The 15,140-nt window shown below is 59.5% G+C and carries 9 protein-coding genes; 6 read left to right on the top strand and 3 right to left on the bottom strand.

Features of this window, described 5'->3' with window-relative positions:
• The first annotated feature begins 87 nt into the window (after positions 1-87).
• From FEM03_RS04155 to FEM03_RS04145, 3 genes are all read left to right on the top strand, one after another.
• Complete coding sequence (locus FEM03_RS04155) at positions 88-2,463, top strand: MMPL family transporter (RefSeq protein WP_138084929.1); 2,376 nt, start codon at positions 88-90, stop codon at positions 2,461-2,463.
• A 33-nt stretch (positions 2,464-2,496) separates the two neighbouring features.
• Entirely contained in the window at positions 2,497-2,643 is a 147-nt protein-coding gene (locus tag FEM03_RS25870; RefSeq protein WP_138084928.1) for an addiction module protein, read from the top strand.
• A 69-nt stretch (positions 2,644-2,712) separates the two neighbouring features.
• On the top strand, positions 2,713-2,937 hold the full coding sequence (locus FEM03_RS04145) for a hypothetical protein (protein WP_206170867.1): 225 nt from the start codon (positions 2,713-2,715) through the stop codon (positions 2,935-2,937).
• A gap of 108 nt (positions 2,938-3,045) precedes the next feature.
• Here the strand turns inward: FEM03_RS04145 and FEM03_RS04140 are convergent, their stop codons facing one another.
• The 3 genes from FEM03_RS04140 to FEM03_RS04130 all read right to left on the bottom strand — a co-directional run bounded on the left by FEM03_RS04140 (position 3,046) and on the right by FEM03_RS04130 (position 12,366).
• Positions 3,046-4,116 carry a PEP-CTERM sorting domain-containing protein gene (locus FEM03_RS04140; protein ID WP_138084927.1) on the bottom strand — a complete coding sequence of 357 codons (1,071 nt, stop codon included), beginning with the start codon at positions 4,114-4,116 and terminating at the stop codon, positions 3,046-3,048.
• A gap of 60 nt (positions 4,117-4,176) precedes the next feature.
• Positions 4,177-6,492, bottom strand: a complete 2,316-nt coding sequence (pbpC, locus tag FEM03_RS04135; RefSeq protein WP_138084926.1) for a penicillin-binding protein 1C — start codon at positions 6,490-6,492, stop codon at positions 4,177-4,179.
• A 90-nt stretch (positions 6,493-6,582) separates the two neighbouring features.
• The gene (locus FEM03_RS04130) at positions 6,583-12,366 is read right to left on the bottom strand and encodes an alpha-2-macroglobulin family protein (RefSeq protein ID WP_166442615.1); all 5,784 of its coding nucleotides are present in this window, start codon (positions 12,364-12,366) and stop codon (positions 6,583-6,585) included.
• A 175-nt stretch (positions 12,367-12,541) separates the two neighbouring features.
• Here FEM03_RS04130 and FEM03_RS04125 point away from each other — a divergent pair, with 175 nt between their 5' ends.
• From FEM03_RS04125 to FEM03_RS25515, 3 genes are all read left to right on the top strand, one after another.
• Positions 12,542-13,123, top strand: coding sequence for an LOG family protein (locus FEM03_RS04125; protein WP_138084924.1), 582 nt, complete (start codon positions 12,542-12,544; stop codon positions 13,121-13,123).
• 51 nt (positions 13,124-13,174) lie between these two features.
• Entirely contained in the window at positions 13,175-14,203 is a 1,029-nt protein-coding gene (sppA, locus tag FEM03_RS04120; RefSeq protein ID WP_138084923.1) for a signal peptide peptidase SppA, read from the top strand.
• Between the two features lie 65 nt (positions 14,204-14,268).
• Positions 14,269-15,108, top strand: coding sequence for a CPBP family intramembrane glutamic endopeptidase (locus FEM03_RS25515; RefSeq protein ID WP_138084922.1), 840 nt, complete (start codon positions 14,269-14,271; stop codon positions 15,106-15,108).
• Positions 15,109-15,140: the final 32 nt, after the last annotated feature.

The raw sequence follows: 15,140 nt of genomic DNA, 5'->3' as shown, positions 1-15,140 counted from the left end.
TTTGATATGGCAATGGGTTGGGTGATGTCAAATTTTTGAAGGGCGGATTGGATTGGACGGCGGGGGGCGGCTGTTTATTCTCTGGTCATGGCGTTATGGAAGAAGTTGTTGCTCGCGGGCCTGTTGCTGGCGGTGGTGGTAGGGGCAGGGTTGTCGCGCTTGCGGCTGGAGACGGACATTCTTGCGACCTTGCCGGCGGAGCTGCCGGAGGTTGGGGGATTGAAGCTGCTGCGCGATGCGTTTGACGGGGGCGATGATTTGGTGATTGGACTGGAGTTTGCGGATGCAGGTTTGGCGGAGGAGTCGATGGGGAGATTGGGGCTGCATTTGCAGACAATGAAGGGGGTGGAGCGGGTGCGCTCGGCGGGGACGTTTGAGAATCCGGAGCAGGCGGGTGCGTTGCTGGCGTGGTCGCTGCAAAATGGCAGTGTGGAGCGGTTGGGCGCGGTGAGGGAACGAATCGAAGGGGAGAAGGTCGGGCTGTATTTGCAGGAGGTGCTGGAGCGGCTGGCGGGTTCGCCTGATCCGGCGGAGGTGCAGCGTTGGTCGTATGATCCACTGGGGCTGCTGGAGGGATTGAAGATGGAGGAGATGGCGTCGATGGAGGACAGTGGATTTGTGTTGGCGTCGGCGGATGGGGCGTTTCGGGTAATGTTTGTCGCTGCAGAGGGGGGTGTGACCGGATACAAGGAAGCGGGAGCGTGGCTGGAGGGGATCAAGGTCGAGGTGGCGGAGTGGTTGAAGAGGGAAGGGGTGGAGGCAGAGGTGTTTTACACGGGCGAACCGGCGTTCATGGCGGAAACGGGATCGGGCATTGAGAAAGACATGCGCGGGACGATTGGGGCAACGGAGGTGCTGATCACGTTGTTGTTTTGGGTCATGTTCAGGAGATTGGTGCCGTTGTTGTGGATTCAGCTGCTGCTGGTGGTGGTGATGTTGCTGACGTTGAGTCTGGCGAGTTTGGTGTTGGGGCGCTTGTCGGTGATGAGTTTGGGGTTTGCGGCGATTGTTTTGGGGATTGTAGTCGATTATGCGGTGCTGATTTTGCAGAAATCGCGCGATCACCCCGAGATGGGCGCAAGGGATTTGCGAAGATTGGCGGCACCGGGCATTGTGGCGGGGGCGGGGACGACTTCGGTGGTGTTTTTGTCCTTGCTGTTCAGCGGGTTGCCTGGGCTCGGAGAACTGGGGATCATGGTGGCTTTGGGAGTGGTGACGGGACTGTTGGTGATGGTGCTGGTGATGCCTGAGCTGGTGGCGGGTCGGGAAAAGGGGAGGGGCGTGAAGGATTTTGGTTCGCAGAAGGTGCGCCATGGGATGGCGGGAATTGTCACTTGCCTGTTGGTGACGGGGGTGACGGGGGTGCTGATGTGGAAGGGGATTCCGGGTTATGCGACCGGAGCGGAGGCGCTTCGGCCAACGCAGAGCGATGCGATGTCGGGCTGGGAGGTGGTCCAGCAACGACTGGGCAAGGAGGATCGGGCGAGCGTGCCATTGCTGGTTTCGGGGACGGTGGAATCGATTCGTTCGAGGGCGGAGGAGACGGTGGCGTTGCTGGACGGGTTGAAAGGGGAGGGGGTTTTGGTGGGGCATGGGGTGCCGTCAGTTTTGTTGCCGGACTTGCAGGCGCAGGAAGGGAACCGGTCGGCCATTGAATGGCTGGTGGGTGAGCGGGAGCGGCTGAAGGCGTCGGTGTTGGAGGCGGGATTTACGGAAGAGTCGTTGGCGCTGTTTGATCAGGTGACCGCAGGATGGGAGAGGGATTTGAAGGGGGTGTGGCCGCAGAGGATGGCGGTCGGAGCGGCGGCGGAAGTGGTGGGCAAGGTGATCGCGCCGACGGAGGATGGGGTGGTGATGTTGGGGTCGGTGACGGTGGAGGGAGAACCGGGGAAACCGGACATGCGGCGTCTGGCGGAGGTGTCAGAGCGGCTGAAGGCGAAAGGGTTTGTGCATCTGACAGGATGGGAAAGTCTGGGAACGGCGCTGGCGGGGTTGGTAAAGCGGGATTTCCTGCGCATGACGCTGCCGCTGGCGGCACTGCTGGCGGTAATGCTTTGGATCACGTTTCGCAACTGGCGCGACATGGTGTTGTCGGTGGCGGTTTTGGGATTGGGGATTGCCGGGTTGATGGCCACGATGGCGTTGATGGGCGTGTCGTGGAATCTGGCGAGTCTGGCGGCGTTGCCGTTGCTGATGGGCACGGGGATTGATTATGGGATTCACATCATGCTGTCGATGGCGCATGAGAAGGACGATGTGAGAAAGGTGCAATCAACGACGGGGAAGGCGGTGTTTTTCTCTGGGATGACGACGGTGATTGGCTTTGGCAGCCTGGTATTCGCGGGGAATGCGGGGATCGCCAGTCTGGGACTGGCTTGCTGCGTGGGGACGCTGTGGATTTTGGCGCTGGTGCTTGGCCTGCTGCCTTACTGGAGGGCGTGGCTGGGAAGGTTGGGAGGTTGAAATTTTCTGAGAGGGGCTTGGTGTTTCGTTATCATGATCGATGCTGCGGAAGTGAAACACATGAGTGTCGGTGAGCGCCTGGAGGCGATGGAGCTTCTTTGGGATTCGCTGGTGCCATCGGTCAATGAAGCAGGCTCGCCAGCTTGGCATGGGGGGAGTTCTTCAAGCGAGGCGTGCTGAAGTGGAAGCAGGAAATGCAAAGTTCCTGTCAATGGACGAATTGAGGCAGCGACTGGGGCGGCTCGGCTCATGATTCGTGTAGTGATTTTGGAGTCGGCGGCGGCTGACTTGGAGATGGCGAGGGATTTTTATGACGCCCAAGAAACCGGAGTAGGGGAGTATTTTTTGAGTTCCGTTTTGGCCCAGATTGAAAGCCTCGAGCAACTGCATGGGATTCACCTGGAACAATTCGGATTCCATCGAATGCTGGTGAGCAAGTTTCCGTTTGGTGGCTATTACGAAGGAAACGGGTGATGAGGTAAGAGTGTATGCAGTGTTGGATCTGAGGAGGTCGCCATCCTGGATACGCAAAGAGCTGGGGGGCCGATAATGGATGAGGCGAAGTAAAACTTCGCGGTCCCTTCACTGGGGGCGCTGACGATGGCGGGTGAGGGCGATGGAACCGATGGCGAGAATAAGGAGCAGGGCTCGGGTGGGTTCGGGGACGGCACCGAATTCGCGGAAGCGGATGTAGTCGATTTCGTAGTCAATGTCGGCGGCGCTCCCGATGTCGATGCGGAAGTTTTGAAGGGTGCCGGTCCAGTTGGTTTCGGCGGACATGTCGACAAGATAAATGTGCCACTGGTCGTCGGTGGCGGTGACTCGGATGCTGTTGGTTTCGTTGTAGGAGGGGGTGATGCTGGTGCCCCAGAAGAACTGGAGTCCAGTGTTTGGCTCGGTCTTAAGGCGGATCTCGACGAATTTGTAGATGCTGGTGTCGAGGTTCAGGGACGCCGCGGTCTGAATGTAGGTATCGACGTGGGTGGTGGTGCCTTTGAGGGAACTGCCTTCGACGCGGTAGTTGCTGCTGCGGGTGTTGGCGTTGAACCAGGTTTGGTAGGTGGTGAGTCCGGTTTCGTTGACGTCGAATTCAAAGCCGACGACGCGACCGAGATCGACCATGATGTAGTCGATATCGTAGGTGGCTTCGGTGCCGGTGTTGGTGTTGGGGTCCCATCGGACGCCGCCATTGGTGGCGGTGTTGATGTTGGGGTGCTGGGGGTTGCGCCAGGCTTGGCGGTGCTCGGTGAAGGCGGTGGTGGTGCTGCCGAGGTTGACGGTGGTGTCACCATGTTCGACGCGGGGCCAGATGTCAGAGGAGCCACTGGCGTTGGAGCGGACCCGGACTCGGACGTTGGTGTAATACTGGACGTTGTAGGGAGCAGTGTTGAAGTAGACTTTTCCGTCGGAGGTGGTGGTGGGGACGGTGTAGCTGTGGTAGCCGTCGGTAGTGGGTGCCCAACTGGGAACTGGAGTTGGGCTGTTGCTGGTGGTGGAGCTGTGAGGCTGATCCGTGGTGTTGAAATCTTTGAGGATGAGGGTGAGGTCGCCGGGATTGATGGTGTCAATGCGCACGATGGCACCGGCGGCGTGGAGGTCGAGAAGTCCGCTGATGCCGAGGATGGCAAGGGTGAGCAGGACGTGGAGTTTCATCGCGGACAGTGTTGCGTGAAGTTTTGGGTCAGGCAAGGTTTTTTGGGTTTGGTGAGCCGGTTAGGGTGTGCGTTTTTGTTGAGCGGGGCGGACGTGGATTTGGGTGGTGGCGGTGAGGTCGGAGTCGGGCAGGTGGAGCGTGAGGGTGTGGGTGCCGGGTTCGAGATGGGCGTGGGTGAGGCCGTTGGGGGTTTGGGTGATTTTCAGGGTGGGTGAGGTCCAGGTGGGGGTTTGTTGGTTGGAACGGAGCAGGAGCTGGCGGCCTTGGTCGGGGAGGTCGGGATCGAGGACAAAGGTGCTGCCGTTGGTGGGGGTGAGGATGCGGGGTGGGGGATTGAGATTGGGACGGATGGCGAGGAGATCGCGTTGCCAGGTGTCGGTGGTTTGGAGCCAAGCGGTGTATTCGGGGGAGAGGTAGGCGCGGTTGGTGGTGGATTCGTAGTCGGCTGCGGTGGCGGTGGGAGGGAGGGTTTTGGGGAGGAAAAGTTCTTGTTGGGTCAGGCTAGGAGTGAGGTTTGAGGGGATGATTTTGCCGTTGCGGGGGTCGATGGTGTGGGTGAGGAGCTCGGATGGTGTGGTGAACCAGGTGGTGCCGCGGGTGCGATGGAGGTGAAGGAAGAGATCGCGGAAAATGGGGCCGGCTCCGGTGACGCCGCTGACTTGGTTCATGGGGGTGTTGTCGAAGTTGCCGGCCCAGACTCCGACGGTGTATTCGGGGGTGAAGCCGAGGGTCCAGTTGTCGCGGTAGTCGGTGCTGGTGCCGGTTTTGACGGCGCAGGGAAAGGGGAGGCGGATGACGGAGCGAGGGCCGAAAGTTTGCTGGCGGGCGTTGTTGTCGGCGAGGATGTCGGCGATCAAGAAACAAGCTTCGGGATTTGCTGCGGAGCCGCGAAGCGAAATTTGAGATTTAAGATTTGAGTTGGGGTTTGGAGTGAGGGTCCAGGGTTGGTGTTGGCCGAGGCGGGCGAGGGTGGCGTAGGCGTTGGTGAGTTCGAGGAGCCGGACGGGGGCATTGCCGATGGTGAGGCCGAGTCCGTAGTGGCTGGGTTTTTCGGTGAGGGTGGTGAGGCCGAGGTTTTGGAGGGTGGTGTATAGAATGGATTCGCCGCCGATTTGCTGAAGAAGGCGCACGGCGGGGATGTTGAGGGAATTGCCGAGGGCGTGACGGAGGGTGACGGGGCCGTGGTTCTTGCGGTCGTAGTTTTCGGGTCGGTAGAGGCCGGTTTCGGTGGCGTATTCAATCGGGAGATCGGGAATGATGGTGGCGGGGGTGAATCCGTTTTCGAGGGCGAGGAGGTAGGTGAAAGGTTTGAGGGCAGAGCCGGGCGAGTGAGGGGACCAGGCACCGTTGATCTGGCCGTCGGGACTATTGAAGAAGTCGCGGGAACCGGCGAGGGCGAGGACATGGCCGGTCTGGTTTTCGATGATAACGGCGGCGGCCTGGGTGACGTTTTTGTGGGTGAGGCGGTTGAGGTGTTGGGTGAGGGTGGTTTCGACTTTTTGCTGGAGGGAGCGGTCGATGGTGGTGGGGATGGAATTGGAGATTTCAGATTTCAGATTTGAAATTAATGAGGTGGCGTGGGGGGCGGAGAAGTGGGCGCTGTGGCGATGGAGGGTGAGAGGTTCGTTTTGGGCGAGGTGCAGGGCTTCCTCGGTGAGCCAACCGTGTTGATGCATGAGGCAGAGGATGCGCTTCTGCCGGGCTTGGACGGCGGGGAGGTTGCGATGGGGATTGAGTCGCGTGGGCGATTGCGGGAGGGCGGCGAGGAAGGCGCACTCGGCGGGGGTGAGGTCGCGCAGGGGTTTGTTGAGGTAGCTTTCGGCGGCGGAATGGATGCCGGTGAGGAGATTGCCGAAGGAGACGCGGTTGAAGTAAGCGGTGAGGATGTCCTGTTTGCTCCAGGTGAGTTCAAGATGACGGGCCTGGAGGGCTTCGCGGATTTTTTGGAGGTAGGTGCGGGGGGCTTTGGGACTGGTGGTTTTGATGAGTTGCTGGGTGAGCGTGGAGGCACCGGAGGTGATGCGGTTTTGGGAGAGGTTGTCTTTGGCGGCGCGAAGGATGGCGAGGAGGTCGATGCCGCCGTGGGAGAAGAAACGTTGATCTTCAGCGGCGAGGAGCGCGTGAATGAGGGGCTCGGGGAGATCGGTGTAGGTGACGGGCGTGGTGATGCGCTGTCCGTCAGCGGCGAGCAGTTGACGGAGGGGTTTGCCGTCGCTGGCGAAGTAGGTGGGGGAGAGGGGTTGGGGGGCAAGGAGGGTTTTAGGGAGGGGGATGGCGAGGGGGAGGAGATACCATGCGGCGAGGGGGAGGAGGAGGGCAATAAAGAAAAGTGCCCTCGCGCGTGTCAGTTTAGGGATGACGGGGCGGGAGGGCATGAGATTGGGCGAGTTGGTGACGATGGTCACTGAGGTTCTCGGCAAGATGCCGAGAACGACACGCAGGATGCGTGTGCTCCCCACTGAAAACTACTTTTTGACGACGTTTTCCTTGGTGGAGGGGAGGGTGCTGATGAGATTGATGGCGCTGAGGGCGTAGTGGTCGGGCTCATACATGGCTTCGATCTTGGCAGGAGGGGCGATGACGTCGCCTTCGGCAATCACGCGGGCCAGGTATTTGAGCTGGAACTTGCCGAGGGTGCTCCAGTCGTTGGTGAAGAACAGGGCTTTGTCGTGACGCAGTTCGCGGTGGTCCGTATACCATTCGTTGTCGACTTCTTCGGCGTCGCCTTTGGCGTTTTGGGTTTCAAACTCGGGGTTGATGGGTTCGAAAACGCTGGGGAGATTGTCTTCGATGGCGAGGTAACGGTTGGCACGATGGACGTCGATTTCGAGGGTGGTGACGACCATGTCGCCGACGCGCAGGTTCTCGGCAGGTTCGAGGATGCCGCTGGTGGTGAGGCGTTGATAGCTGCGTCTGATGGTGAAACCTTTGCTGACGGGCTGGAAGGTTTTGGGTTCGGGCCAGGACTGGATTTCAAGTCGGCCGCGAAGGGTTTTGCCTTCGGGAATGGCGATGGTGAGGGCGGGGGATTTTTTGCTCAGGTCGCGATCAAGGTTGAAGGTGCTGAGGTAGCCGGGCAGGGTGTGGTCGGCCTTTTCGCCGTTGTAGGTGAGGGCGAGGGTGAGGGGTTCGTCGACTTTGGGGACGCGCTCGTTGGTGGAGAGGCCGAGGAGAATCCAGGCGTTGCTGAAGGTGGTGCCCCAGTGGCCATTGGTTTTGCGGGATTTGTAGAGGTCCTCGGTGAGGAGTTCGGCTTGTTTGGTGAGGCCGAGGTGGGCGCTGGCGATGAGTTGCAGACCTTTGACGGTTTGGTCGCCGAGCCAATAGCGTTCCCAGGGATTTTTCGGTTTGGGTGCGGGTTTGAGGAGTTCGCTGATTTGTGCGGCGGGGGCATCGGTCAGACACATGGCGAGGGCCAGGAAGGCACGCGAGGTGTCGGGGAGTTTGTTGCGACGGGTGTAGAGGGTGGTTTGATAGGCAGGCTGGGGTTTGCCGGCTTTTGCCAATGTGTAGAGGGCGAGGGCGGCGTCGTTGAGAGGCTGGGCTTCGGGGGTGTTGGCGAGGTCGAGGTCGCGCAACTGGTCGCTCAGCCAGGTGGTGAGCTGGTCGATGCTCTGTTGGGGGATGACGATGCCATATTCTTTGGCTTTGATGAGGGCGAAGCCACCGTAGGCGCTGGCCCAGAGTTCGGGGGTTTCACCGCCGGGCCAGTAGGCGAGGCCACCGGTTTCGGTCTGCATGGTCAGGAGACGTTCGACGCCGCGTTGGATGGCGGTGCGGGCTTTGTCTTTTTGCAGCAACTCAGGGAAGAGGGGTTCGTATTTGCTGAGGGCCAGCCAGGGAAGGACGCGGCTGGTGGTTTGCTCGACGCAACCGTAAGGATATTGAAGCACGTATTCGAGGGCGTCGCGGGCTTCGGTGATGCGCGACTGACTGAGGTTGAGGCGCAGTTTGCCTTCGGCTTCGAGGAGTTGGGGATTGATTTTTTTGGTGAGGTCGCCGCCGTTTTTGCTGGTGAGGGTGACGTAGTGGACTTCACGCAGGGCGGGAGCGGGATGAGTGACTTCGAAGGTGGACATCATCGAGTCGGCAAGGGGTTTGTCGCCGTTCCATTCGGTGGTTTTGGCGGACCATTGCCAGCTGGCGGTGCCGGTTTTGGTGAAGCGGACGGGGAAGGAGACGGCGGTGGTCTGGTTGGGTTCGAGGGTGATGAGGCGACGTTCGCTGCGATGGTCGGCGGCGATTTGACGGTCGGTTTTCTGGCTGATCAGGATGAAGGGGCGGCCTTCAGTGATGAGTTCGGTGGTGTCGTTGAGCTTGAGTTCAACTTCGACCTGACCGCGATGCGGGGTGGTGTTGTGGACGATGGCTTTGACGAGGAGTTCGTCGTCGCGATGGGCGAAGCGCGGAACAGCGGGTTCGACCATGAGGGGTTTGTTGATGGTGAAAGAGGATTCGGCGGAGCCAAAGCGGTCGGCACCATGCACGGCGACGGCCATGATGCGGTAGCGGGTGAGGTTGTCGGGGACTTTGAAGGTGTGGGTGAGTTTGCCTTCGGCGTCGGTGATGAGATTGGCCTGCCAGAGGGCGGTGGCGACAAAGTTTTTGCGAAGGAAGTCGTCGGCGCTGGTTTCATCGCCGCCGCCGCCAATGATGATGCCCTTGTTGCCACGGTAGCGGGATTTGAGGGACTCGGGAATGAGGGCGTCGATGGTGGTGTGGTTGGAGATCGCGAGGGGGACTTCGGGATTGAATTCGGCGAAGGGATCGGGAGTGGTGTAGCCCATCAGGCTGAGGACGCCTTCATCGACGGCGTAGAGGGTGACTTCGGCATTGGAAACGGGTTTTTGCGCGGCGTCTTTAATGGTGGCGGCGATGGTGAGTTCGCCGGCGGGAAGGATGGGGTTTTGGGAGGGTTGGAGGTCGATGACGAGTTTTTTCTGGACGGATTCGACCTTGATTTCGCAGTAGCCGACCTTGTATTCGGGCATGGGATCGGTTTGCGGACTGGCGTTGGCGCCGCGAATGAGGATGACGGAAACGAAGGCGTTGGGGGCGTCGATTTCTTCGGCTTTGATGGTGATGACGGGGTTGGCCGGTGAGATGTCGGCGAGGAAGTGGCGGTGCACGCGGTTGCGTTCAACGCTGACGAGGGCTTTGCCGCTGAGGGGAGTTTTTACGACGATGGTGATGTCTTCGCCGGGTTTGACGGAGGTTTTGTCGGGCTGAAGGGTGATGCGGGTGCCTTCGTCCCATGACCATGGGTAGCTGTCGCCGCCGAGGGTGTAGAAGGCGATGCGGCTAAGCACGGTTTTGCCTTTGGGGTCGACGGCGGTGGCGGTGAGGAAGTAGGTGCCGCCGGATTTGGGGGTGAAGTCGAGGACGGCGGTGGCGGGTTGTTGATTGACGCTGTTGAGGGTGATGGTGGATTGGTGTTCCTCGATCAGGGTGCTTTGGTTTTTGGTGGTGACGGCACCGCCGGCGGCTTCGACGCGGACGGTGTTCCATTGCTGGCGTTCGATTTTGATTTCGACGGGCACCGCGTTAGTAAAGGGGGTGCCTTGGGGGGTGATGGCGACGAAGTCGAACTGAAACGGTTTGTTGGCGGTGGCATACCAGCTGGAGGTGCGGGAGCCGATGATGAAGTCGGCACCAGGAAGCTGGAACTGGGTTTCCTTGGTGATGGTCTGCTGGTTCACATCCACGACTTCGGCGTAGAGGCTGACGGTTTGGGGAAGGGAGGCGCGGTGGTCGGGGACGGTGGGCAGGTTGATGTCGGCTTTGCCTTCGTCGCTGATGACGATTTCGCCGTAAGCACTCCAGTTTTCGGGATCTTCGGAGTTCTCGCTGTCTTCTTCGGTGGCAGTTTCGTCGTCGGTGTCCTGTCCGTAATTCCAGAATTCGGCGACGTCGCCAAAGTGGTAGGCGGACCAGGCGGCGGGAGGGGAGTAGTGGCTGTCGAGGCTGGCGCTCCAGTTGACGGTGGCTTTGCTGAGCGGTTTGCCCATGTAATAATTGGCGCTCAGGGGAATGGTGATGCGGTCGGGCTCAACTTGGTGATTGGCACCGTCGACGAGGACTTCGAAGCTGTTGGGTTTGTATTCGTCGACGCGGAGGTCGAGGTAAGCGGAGTAAGGTTCGTCTTCGCTTCCTTCAGCTTTGGGGAAGACGATGCGGGCGGAATACCAGCCGACGGAGGATTCTGGCAGCGTGAGGGTGTGGGACCAGGTGCCATTGGGGCTGAAGGTGATGGGTTGATGGACGATCTCGCGGTTGCGGGGATCGTTGATGACGAGGGTGGCGGTAAGCGGTTTTTTGCTCAGGGAAAGCGTGTCGCCGCTGCGCTGACGAGTGATGGCCTTGAGGTGGGCGGTGTCGCCGGGTTTGTAGACGGGTCGGTCGGAAAAGAGCACGGTTTGCTGGGTGGGGGTCCAGGGATTGTTCCAGCCAACGTTGATGCCATGACCCCAGAGGCCGATGCGGGTTTCGTAGTTATCGATGTTGATCGCGGTGGCGTCATCGCCGTTGCGAGCGAGCACCCAGCCGGCGTTTTTGCCGGGGCTGATGGCGATGCCGCTGGCGTCGGTGGAAATGTGGTTGAGGAAGGCGCGGTCGCTGTCCATGAAGGTGAGCTGGACATTGGGGAGTGGCTGGCCGGTTTTGTAGGAGAAGGCGTAGACGAGGGTTTCCTTGTGGTTGTCTTTGAGAAGCAGGCCGATGTCGGTGAATTCGACGATGGCACGGCTGACGATGGTGCCTGCGGGAGCGCCATCCTGGGGGGTGGCGGTCATTTCGATGAAAACGGGCGCGGCGGGGGTTTCGCCGAGGATGTCGCTCCATTTGAGGTGATGGAGAGTGGCTTTTTCGAGGGGTTGGGGGTTGGGGAGGTCGGATTGGTAGACAGTGGTGCCGGGAAATTCTTCAAACGGCGTGTCGTTGATGCTGGCGGTGGCGACTTCGGGTTTGGCGTGGGGTTTGTAGGCTTCGTTGTAAAGGGCGCGGGCCTGGATGAGTTCGCCTTGAGAGAGCTTTTTGACGCGGATGTTGAGGTTCTGGTAGTTGGCGGCGTAGATGTCGAGAATGCCGTTGCCGTGGGCCTGCTGGGCGCTGGATTCGGCGGTGGTGGAGAGGAAAACGGGGCTCGCGCTGAAGGTGACGGTTTCCTTGGTGGGCGCTTCGAGGGTGAGGTCATCGGAGCCGGGGAGGCCTTCGGTGATGGTGACGTCGTAGGGGGTGTTGAGTTGGAAGTCGCCGGCGATGACGAGACGGGAGTAATTGGCGCGGACGCTCATGTTGGCGACGGCGGGCGTGATGTTGACGAAGCTGGCAAGGCGGGCGCTGTTTTCGTCGGTGGTAAGGTCGCTGCGGTTGAGCGCTTTGGTGAAGGTGACGATGACTTCGTGGGGGCTGTCGAAGTGGTTCTCGGTGGTGATTTCCTTGATGGCGAGGGGAAGGACGGTGCCCCAGGGTTGGGGGTCGTGAGGGGTGATGGAGGCGTTGCCGTCGACGTTGGCGATCGCGGGAACGATGTGGAGAGTCCAGGTATCGCCGATGGGGAGAGGTTCAGCGGCGGTGACGACGATGGCGTTGTCACGCTGAGGGGCGTCCTTGGCCTTATCTTTGTTGATGACGGGGGTGGTTCCGGCGGCGAGTTCGGCCCAGGTGGGAACGAGGGTGGGATTGTAGTGTTTTTGGAAGTCCTTGAAGGTGGCAGGGCGGACGGTGGCGGGGACGCGTTGGGTTTCGGTTTTGTCGGCGAAGTAGAAGTATTTCGCGAGGTTGGTGGGGTCGACGGGGTCGTTGAACTGGATGAGGTAGTAGGGATCGCGGCGGGCGGAGTTGCCGTAGACGAAGGGGTAGTCGCGCTCGATGTCGGCGATTTTGAAGGGGGTGGTGGCGTGTTCGCCGAGGTCCAGGGCCGGGACGGGTTTGCCGGTGGCGTCCTTGAGTTTGGGGGCGAGGGCGAATTGGTAGATGAGGCCGATGTCAGGGGTTTTGGTGAAATGGAACTGACCGCCGCGGGTGCTGGTCCATTTGAATTCGCCGGGGACGGGTGGCTCGATGGCGAGGGGGGAGGTTTTGGCGGTTTCACCGACCTGATCTTCGGGGATCATGGGTTCGTCGAAGCGCAGTTCGAGGGTGCTGGTGGGCAGCAGTTCTTCGGTGGAGAGAATCAGTTCGGCGGCGGGCGCGGGGCTCGCCAAGAAGAGGAGGCACAAGGGGACAATGAGGAGGTGGGACGCTTTCATGACGGACGGGATGTCTCGCGACGTTGATTTAAGGACGATTTTGGTGGGAATCGTGACGTTGCTTGACCGTATCATGTGGACGACGCGCGTGCTGTGACTTTCTTTGAAATTTTTTCGACGCAGGGATTCTGAATCTGAGGGTTGAGGCGGCGGGATGGTTGGGATAGGGGTGCCGATGCGAGTCTGTGTTTATTGCGGGTCAAATTTTGGATCGAAGCCGGTGTTTCGTGAGGTGGCGGAAGAGGTGGGCGGTTTGCTGGCGGGTCGTGGGCTGGGACTGGTTTACGGAGGGGGCAGTGTGGGATTGATGGGGACGGTGGCGGATGCGACGCTGGCAGGTAACGGGGAAGTGATCGGAGTGATTCCGCACAAATTGGTGGAACTGGAGAAGGAGCATCGTGGATTGACGAAGCTGATCGAGGTGGAGACGATGCATGAGCGCAAGCGGTTGATGATGGATCATGCGGATGGGTTTTTGGTGTTGCCGGGCGGGTATGGCACGCTGGAGGAGTTGTTTGAGGTGGTGGCGTGGCTGCAGTTGGGGTTTCACACGAAGCCGGTGTGCCTTTTGAATGTGGAGGGTTATTATGATCCGATGCTGGTGATGCTGGACCGGATGGTGGAGGGCGGACTTTTATTGCCGGAGCATCGGGCGTTGATGAATGTCGCGGCGACGGCGGTGGAGGCGGTGGATTTGTTGGAGGAATTGATGGGAGAGGGTGGCGGCAAAAGGGAGAAGGTGGGCAAGTGGTTGTAGAACGAACTGCCATTGCGTTTCTCAGGCGTGCAGCTTAAGGTTTGTTCCAACATGAAAAACAAGGGCCTCGGATGTCTGGTGGTGCTGCTGGTATTTATTTTACTGGTGAGTATGGGCGTGAACTTTTTGCAGTTTGCTTCGGCGGCTGGATTGGGGGGATCGACTCCTGGGTTTGTCATGCCAAAAGAGAAGTTCAGCGAAAAGTTGGAGAAGGAGGGGGAGTTCAATACCAAGGACAAGATTGTGCAGCTTGATCTGGATGGGATCATCACCAGCTCCAGCGAGGACGGGATGTTTGGCAGCGCGGGATTGACGCCAGGGGCGGTGCGACGGGCGCTGGATCAGGCGGTGGCGGATGTCTCGGTGAAGGCGATCGTGTTGAAGGTGAATACGCCCGGGGGTGAGGTGACGGCTTCCGATACGATTTATCATGCGGTGAAGGAGGCGGCAAAGGTGAAGCCGGTGGTGGTGTATATGGATTCGATGGCGACGTCGGGCGGTTACTACCTTAGCTGCGGAGCGACGCGGGTGGTGGCGAATGAGACGACGTTGACGGGGAGCATTGGCGTCATTATTCAGACGTTGAACTACAGTCAGGCGTTTGGAAAAGTGGGGCTGGAGAGTCTGACTTTTGTGAGTGGCAATTTTAAGGATTCGCTGAGTGGATCGAGGCCGATGCGCGATGACGAAAAAGCCTATGTGCAGAATCTGGTGATGCAGATGTATGACAAGTTTGTGGGGATCGTGGCGGAGGCGCGCAAGGTGGATGTGAATGTATTGAAGAGCACGGTGGCGGACGGTCGGGTGGTGACGGGCAAGGAGGCGCTGGAGAGCAAGCTGGTGGATGAACTGGGATACATTGAGGACGCGTATCGGGTGGCGAAGGAACTGGGGCAGGCTCCTGATGCAATGGTGGTGAGGTATGAGAGTTCGCCGTCGTTCCTGCAGATTTTCGGTGGGTTGGGATCGGCGCAGGCGCGGGGACAATCTAATACCATCACCCTGGATGTGAGCGAACGGCTGTTGCCGAGGTTGGAGGCAGGACGGATGTATCTGCTGCCTTCGCACATGGCTCCTTAATGTGGAGAGTGGTGTTGTCTGTTTGAGTTGAATTTATTGTCCCAGACTGCTGGGTTGACTGACTTATGTCGCCGGAACTGACCCAGGCTGTTTTGTTGGATGTGCTGCTGATCGCGGCGCTGGCACTGTCGATGGCGCTGGTGATCTACACGTGGGTCGGGGTGCGCACGGGTATCAGTTGGATCGGGGATGGCAATGTGCTGGCGAGGCCTTATGGGATTCCGGATGCGGCGGTGGCGCTGGGATTGGTGGCGTTGTTTGGCTGGATGGTTTCGGCTTCGGCGAGGGGGCCGGAAGAGACGATGGAGATGGAATCGTTTGCGATAGGGATGTTTGTGGGGTCGATGTTTTTCCTGCTGCTGGGGCTGATGCTGGTGGCTTACATGTCGGTGTTGCGGGGGATGAATCCGACGGAGATGTTTGGGCTGCGGTCGATTTCGGTGAAGTCGGCGTTTGGTCTGGCGGCGGTTTGGATAGTAGGCGTGGTGGTGGTGATGGCGTTGATCGTGGCGGCGGTGTATGCAGTGGCACTGGGGGGACAGCTGCCGGATGAGAGTCCGCAGGAGGTGGTGGAAATGTTCCGCAAAATGGACGGCTGGATGATGCGCGGGTTGGTGGTGATTGCAGCAGTTCTGGTGGCACCGTTGACGGAGGAATTGATTTTTCGGGGGTTTCTTTACGGGGTGACGAAGCGGTTCACGGAGCGCTGGTTTGCGGTGTTGCTGACGGCGTTGTTGTTTGCGACGGTGCACAATCATGTGGGCAGTTTGCTGCCGCTGTTTTTGTTGGGAGTGGGGTTTGCGGTGGCTTATGAAGCGACGGGAAGTTTGCTGGTGCCGATCTTCATGCACATGATTTTTAACGGGTTCAATGTGGTGCGAATGATCATGATGGGAGGGGAATGAGGGGCTTTGGATTTATGATATATGATTTATGA

The sequence above is a fragment of the Phragmitibacter flavus genome (genome assembly GCF_005780165.1).
Taxonomy (GTDB): domain Bacteria; phylum Verrucomicrobiota; class Verrucomicrobiia; order Verrucomicrobiales; family Verrucomicrobiaceae; genus Phragmitibacter; species Phragmitibacter flavus.
Note: the sequence above shows the minus strand (reverse complement) of the source record. Positions and strands in the feature narration are given on the sequence as shown.

Excerpts from the sequence above, each read along its gene's own strand:
- sppA (WP_138084923.1), top strand. The coding sequence starts at position 13,175 with ATGAAAAACAAGGGCCTCGGATGTCTGGTGGTGCTGCTGGTATTTATT.
- FEM03_RS25870 (WP_138084928.1), top strand. The coding sequence starts at position 2,497 with ATGATCGATGCTGCGGAAGTGAAACACATGAGTGTCGGTGAGCGCCTG.
- FEM03_RS04155 (WP_138084929.1), top strand. The coding sequence starts at position 88 with ATGGCGTTATGGAAGAAGTTGTTGCTCGCGGGCCTGTTGCTGGCGGTG.
- FEM03_RS04130 (WP_166442615.1), bottom strand. The coding sequence starts at position 12,366 with ATGAAAGCGTCCCACCTCCTCATTGTCCCCTTGTGCCTCCTCTTCTTG.
- FEM03_RS04125 (WP_138084924.1), top strand. The coding sequence starts at position 12,542 with ATGCGAGTCTGTGTTTATTGCGGGTCAAATTTTGGATCGAAGCCGGTG.
- FEM03_RS04140 (WP_138084927.1), bottom strand. The coding sequence starts at position 4,116 with ATGAAACTCCACGTCCTGCTCACCCTTGCCATCCTCGGCATCAGCGGA.
- FEM03_RS25515 (WP_138084922.1), top strand. The coding sequence starts at position 14,269 with ATGTCGCCGGAACTGACCCAGGCTGTTTTGTTGGATGTGCTGCTGATC.
- FEM03_RS04145 (WP_206170867.1), top strand. The coding sequence starts at position 2,713 with ATGATTCGTGTAGTGATTTTGGAGTCGGCGGCGGCTGACTTGGAGATG.
- pbpC (WP_138084926.1), bottom strand. The coding sequence starts at position 6,492 with ATGCCCTCCCGCCCCGTCATCCCTAAACTGACACGCGCGAGGGCACTT.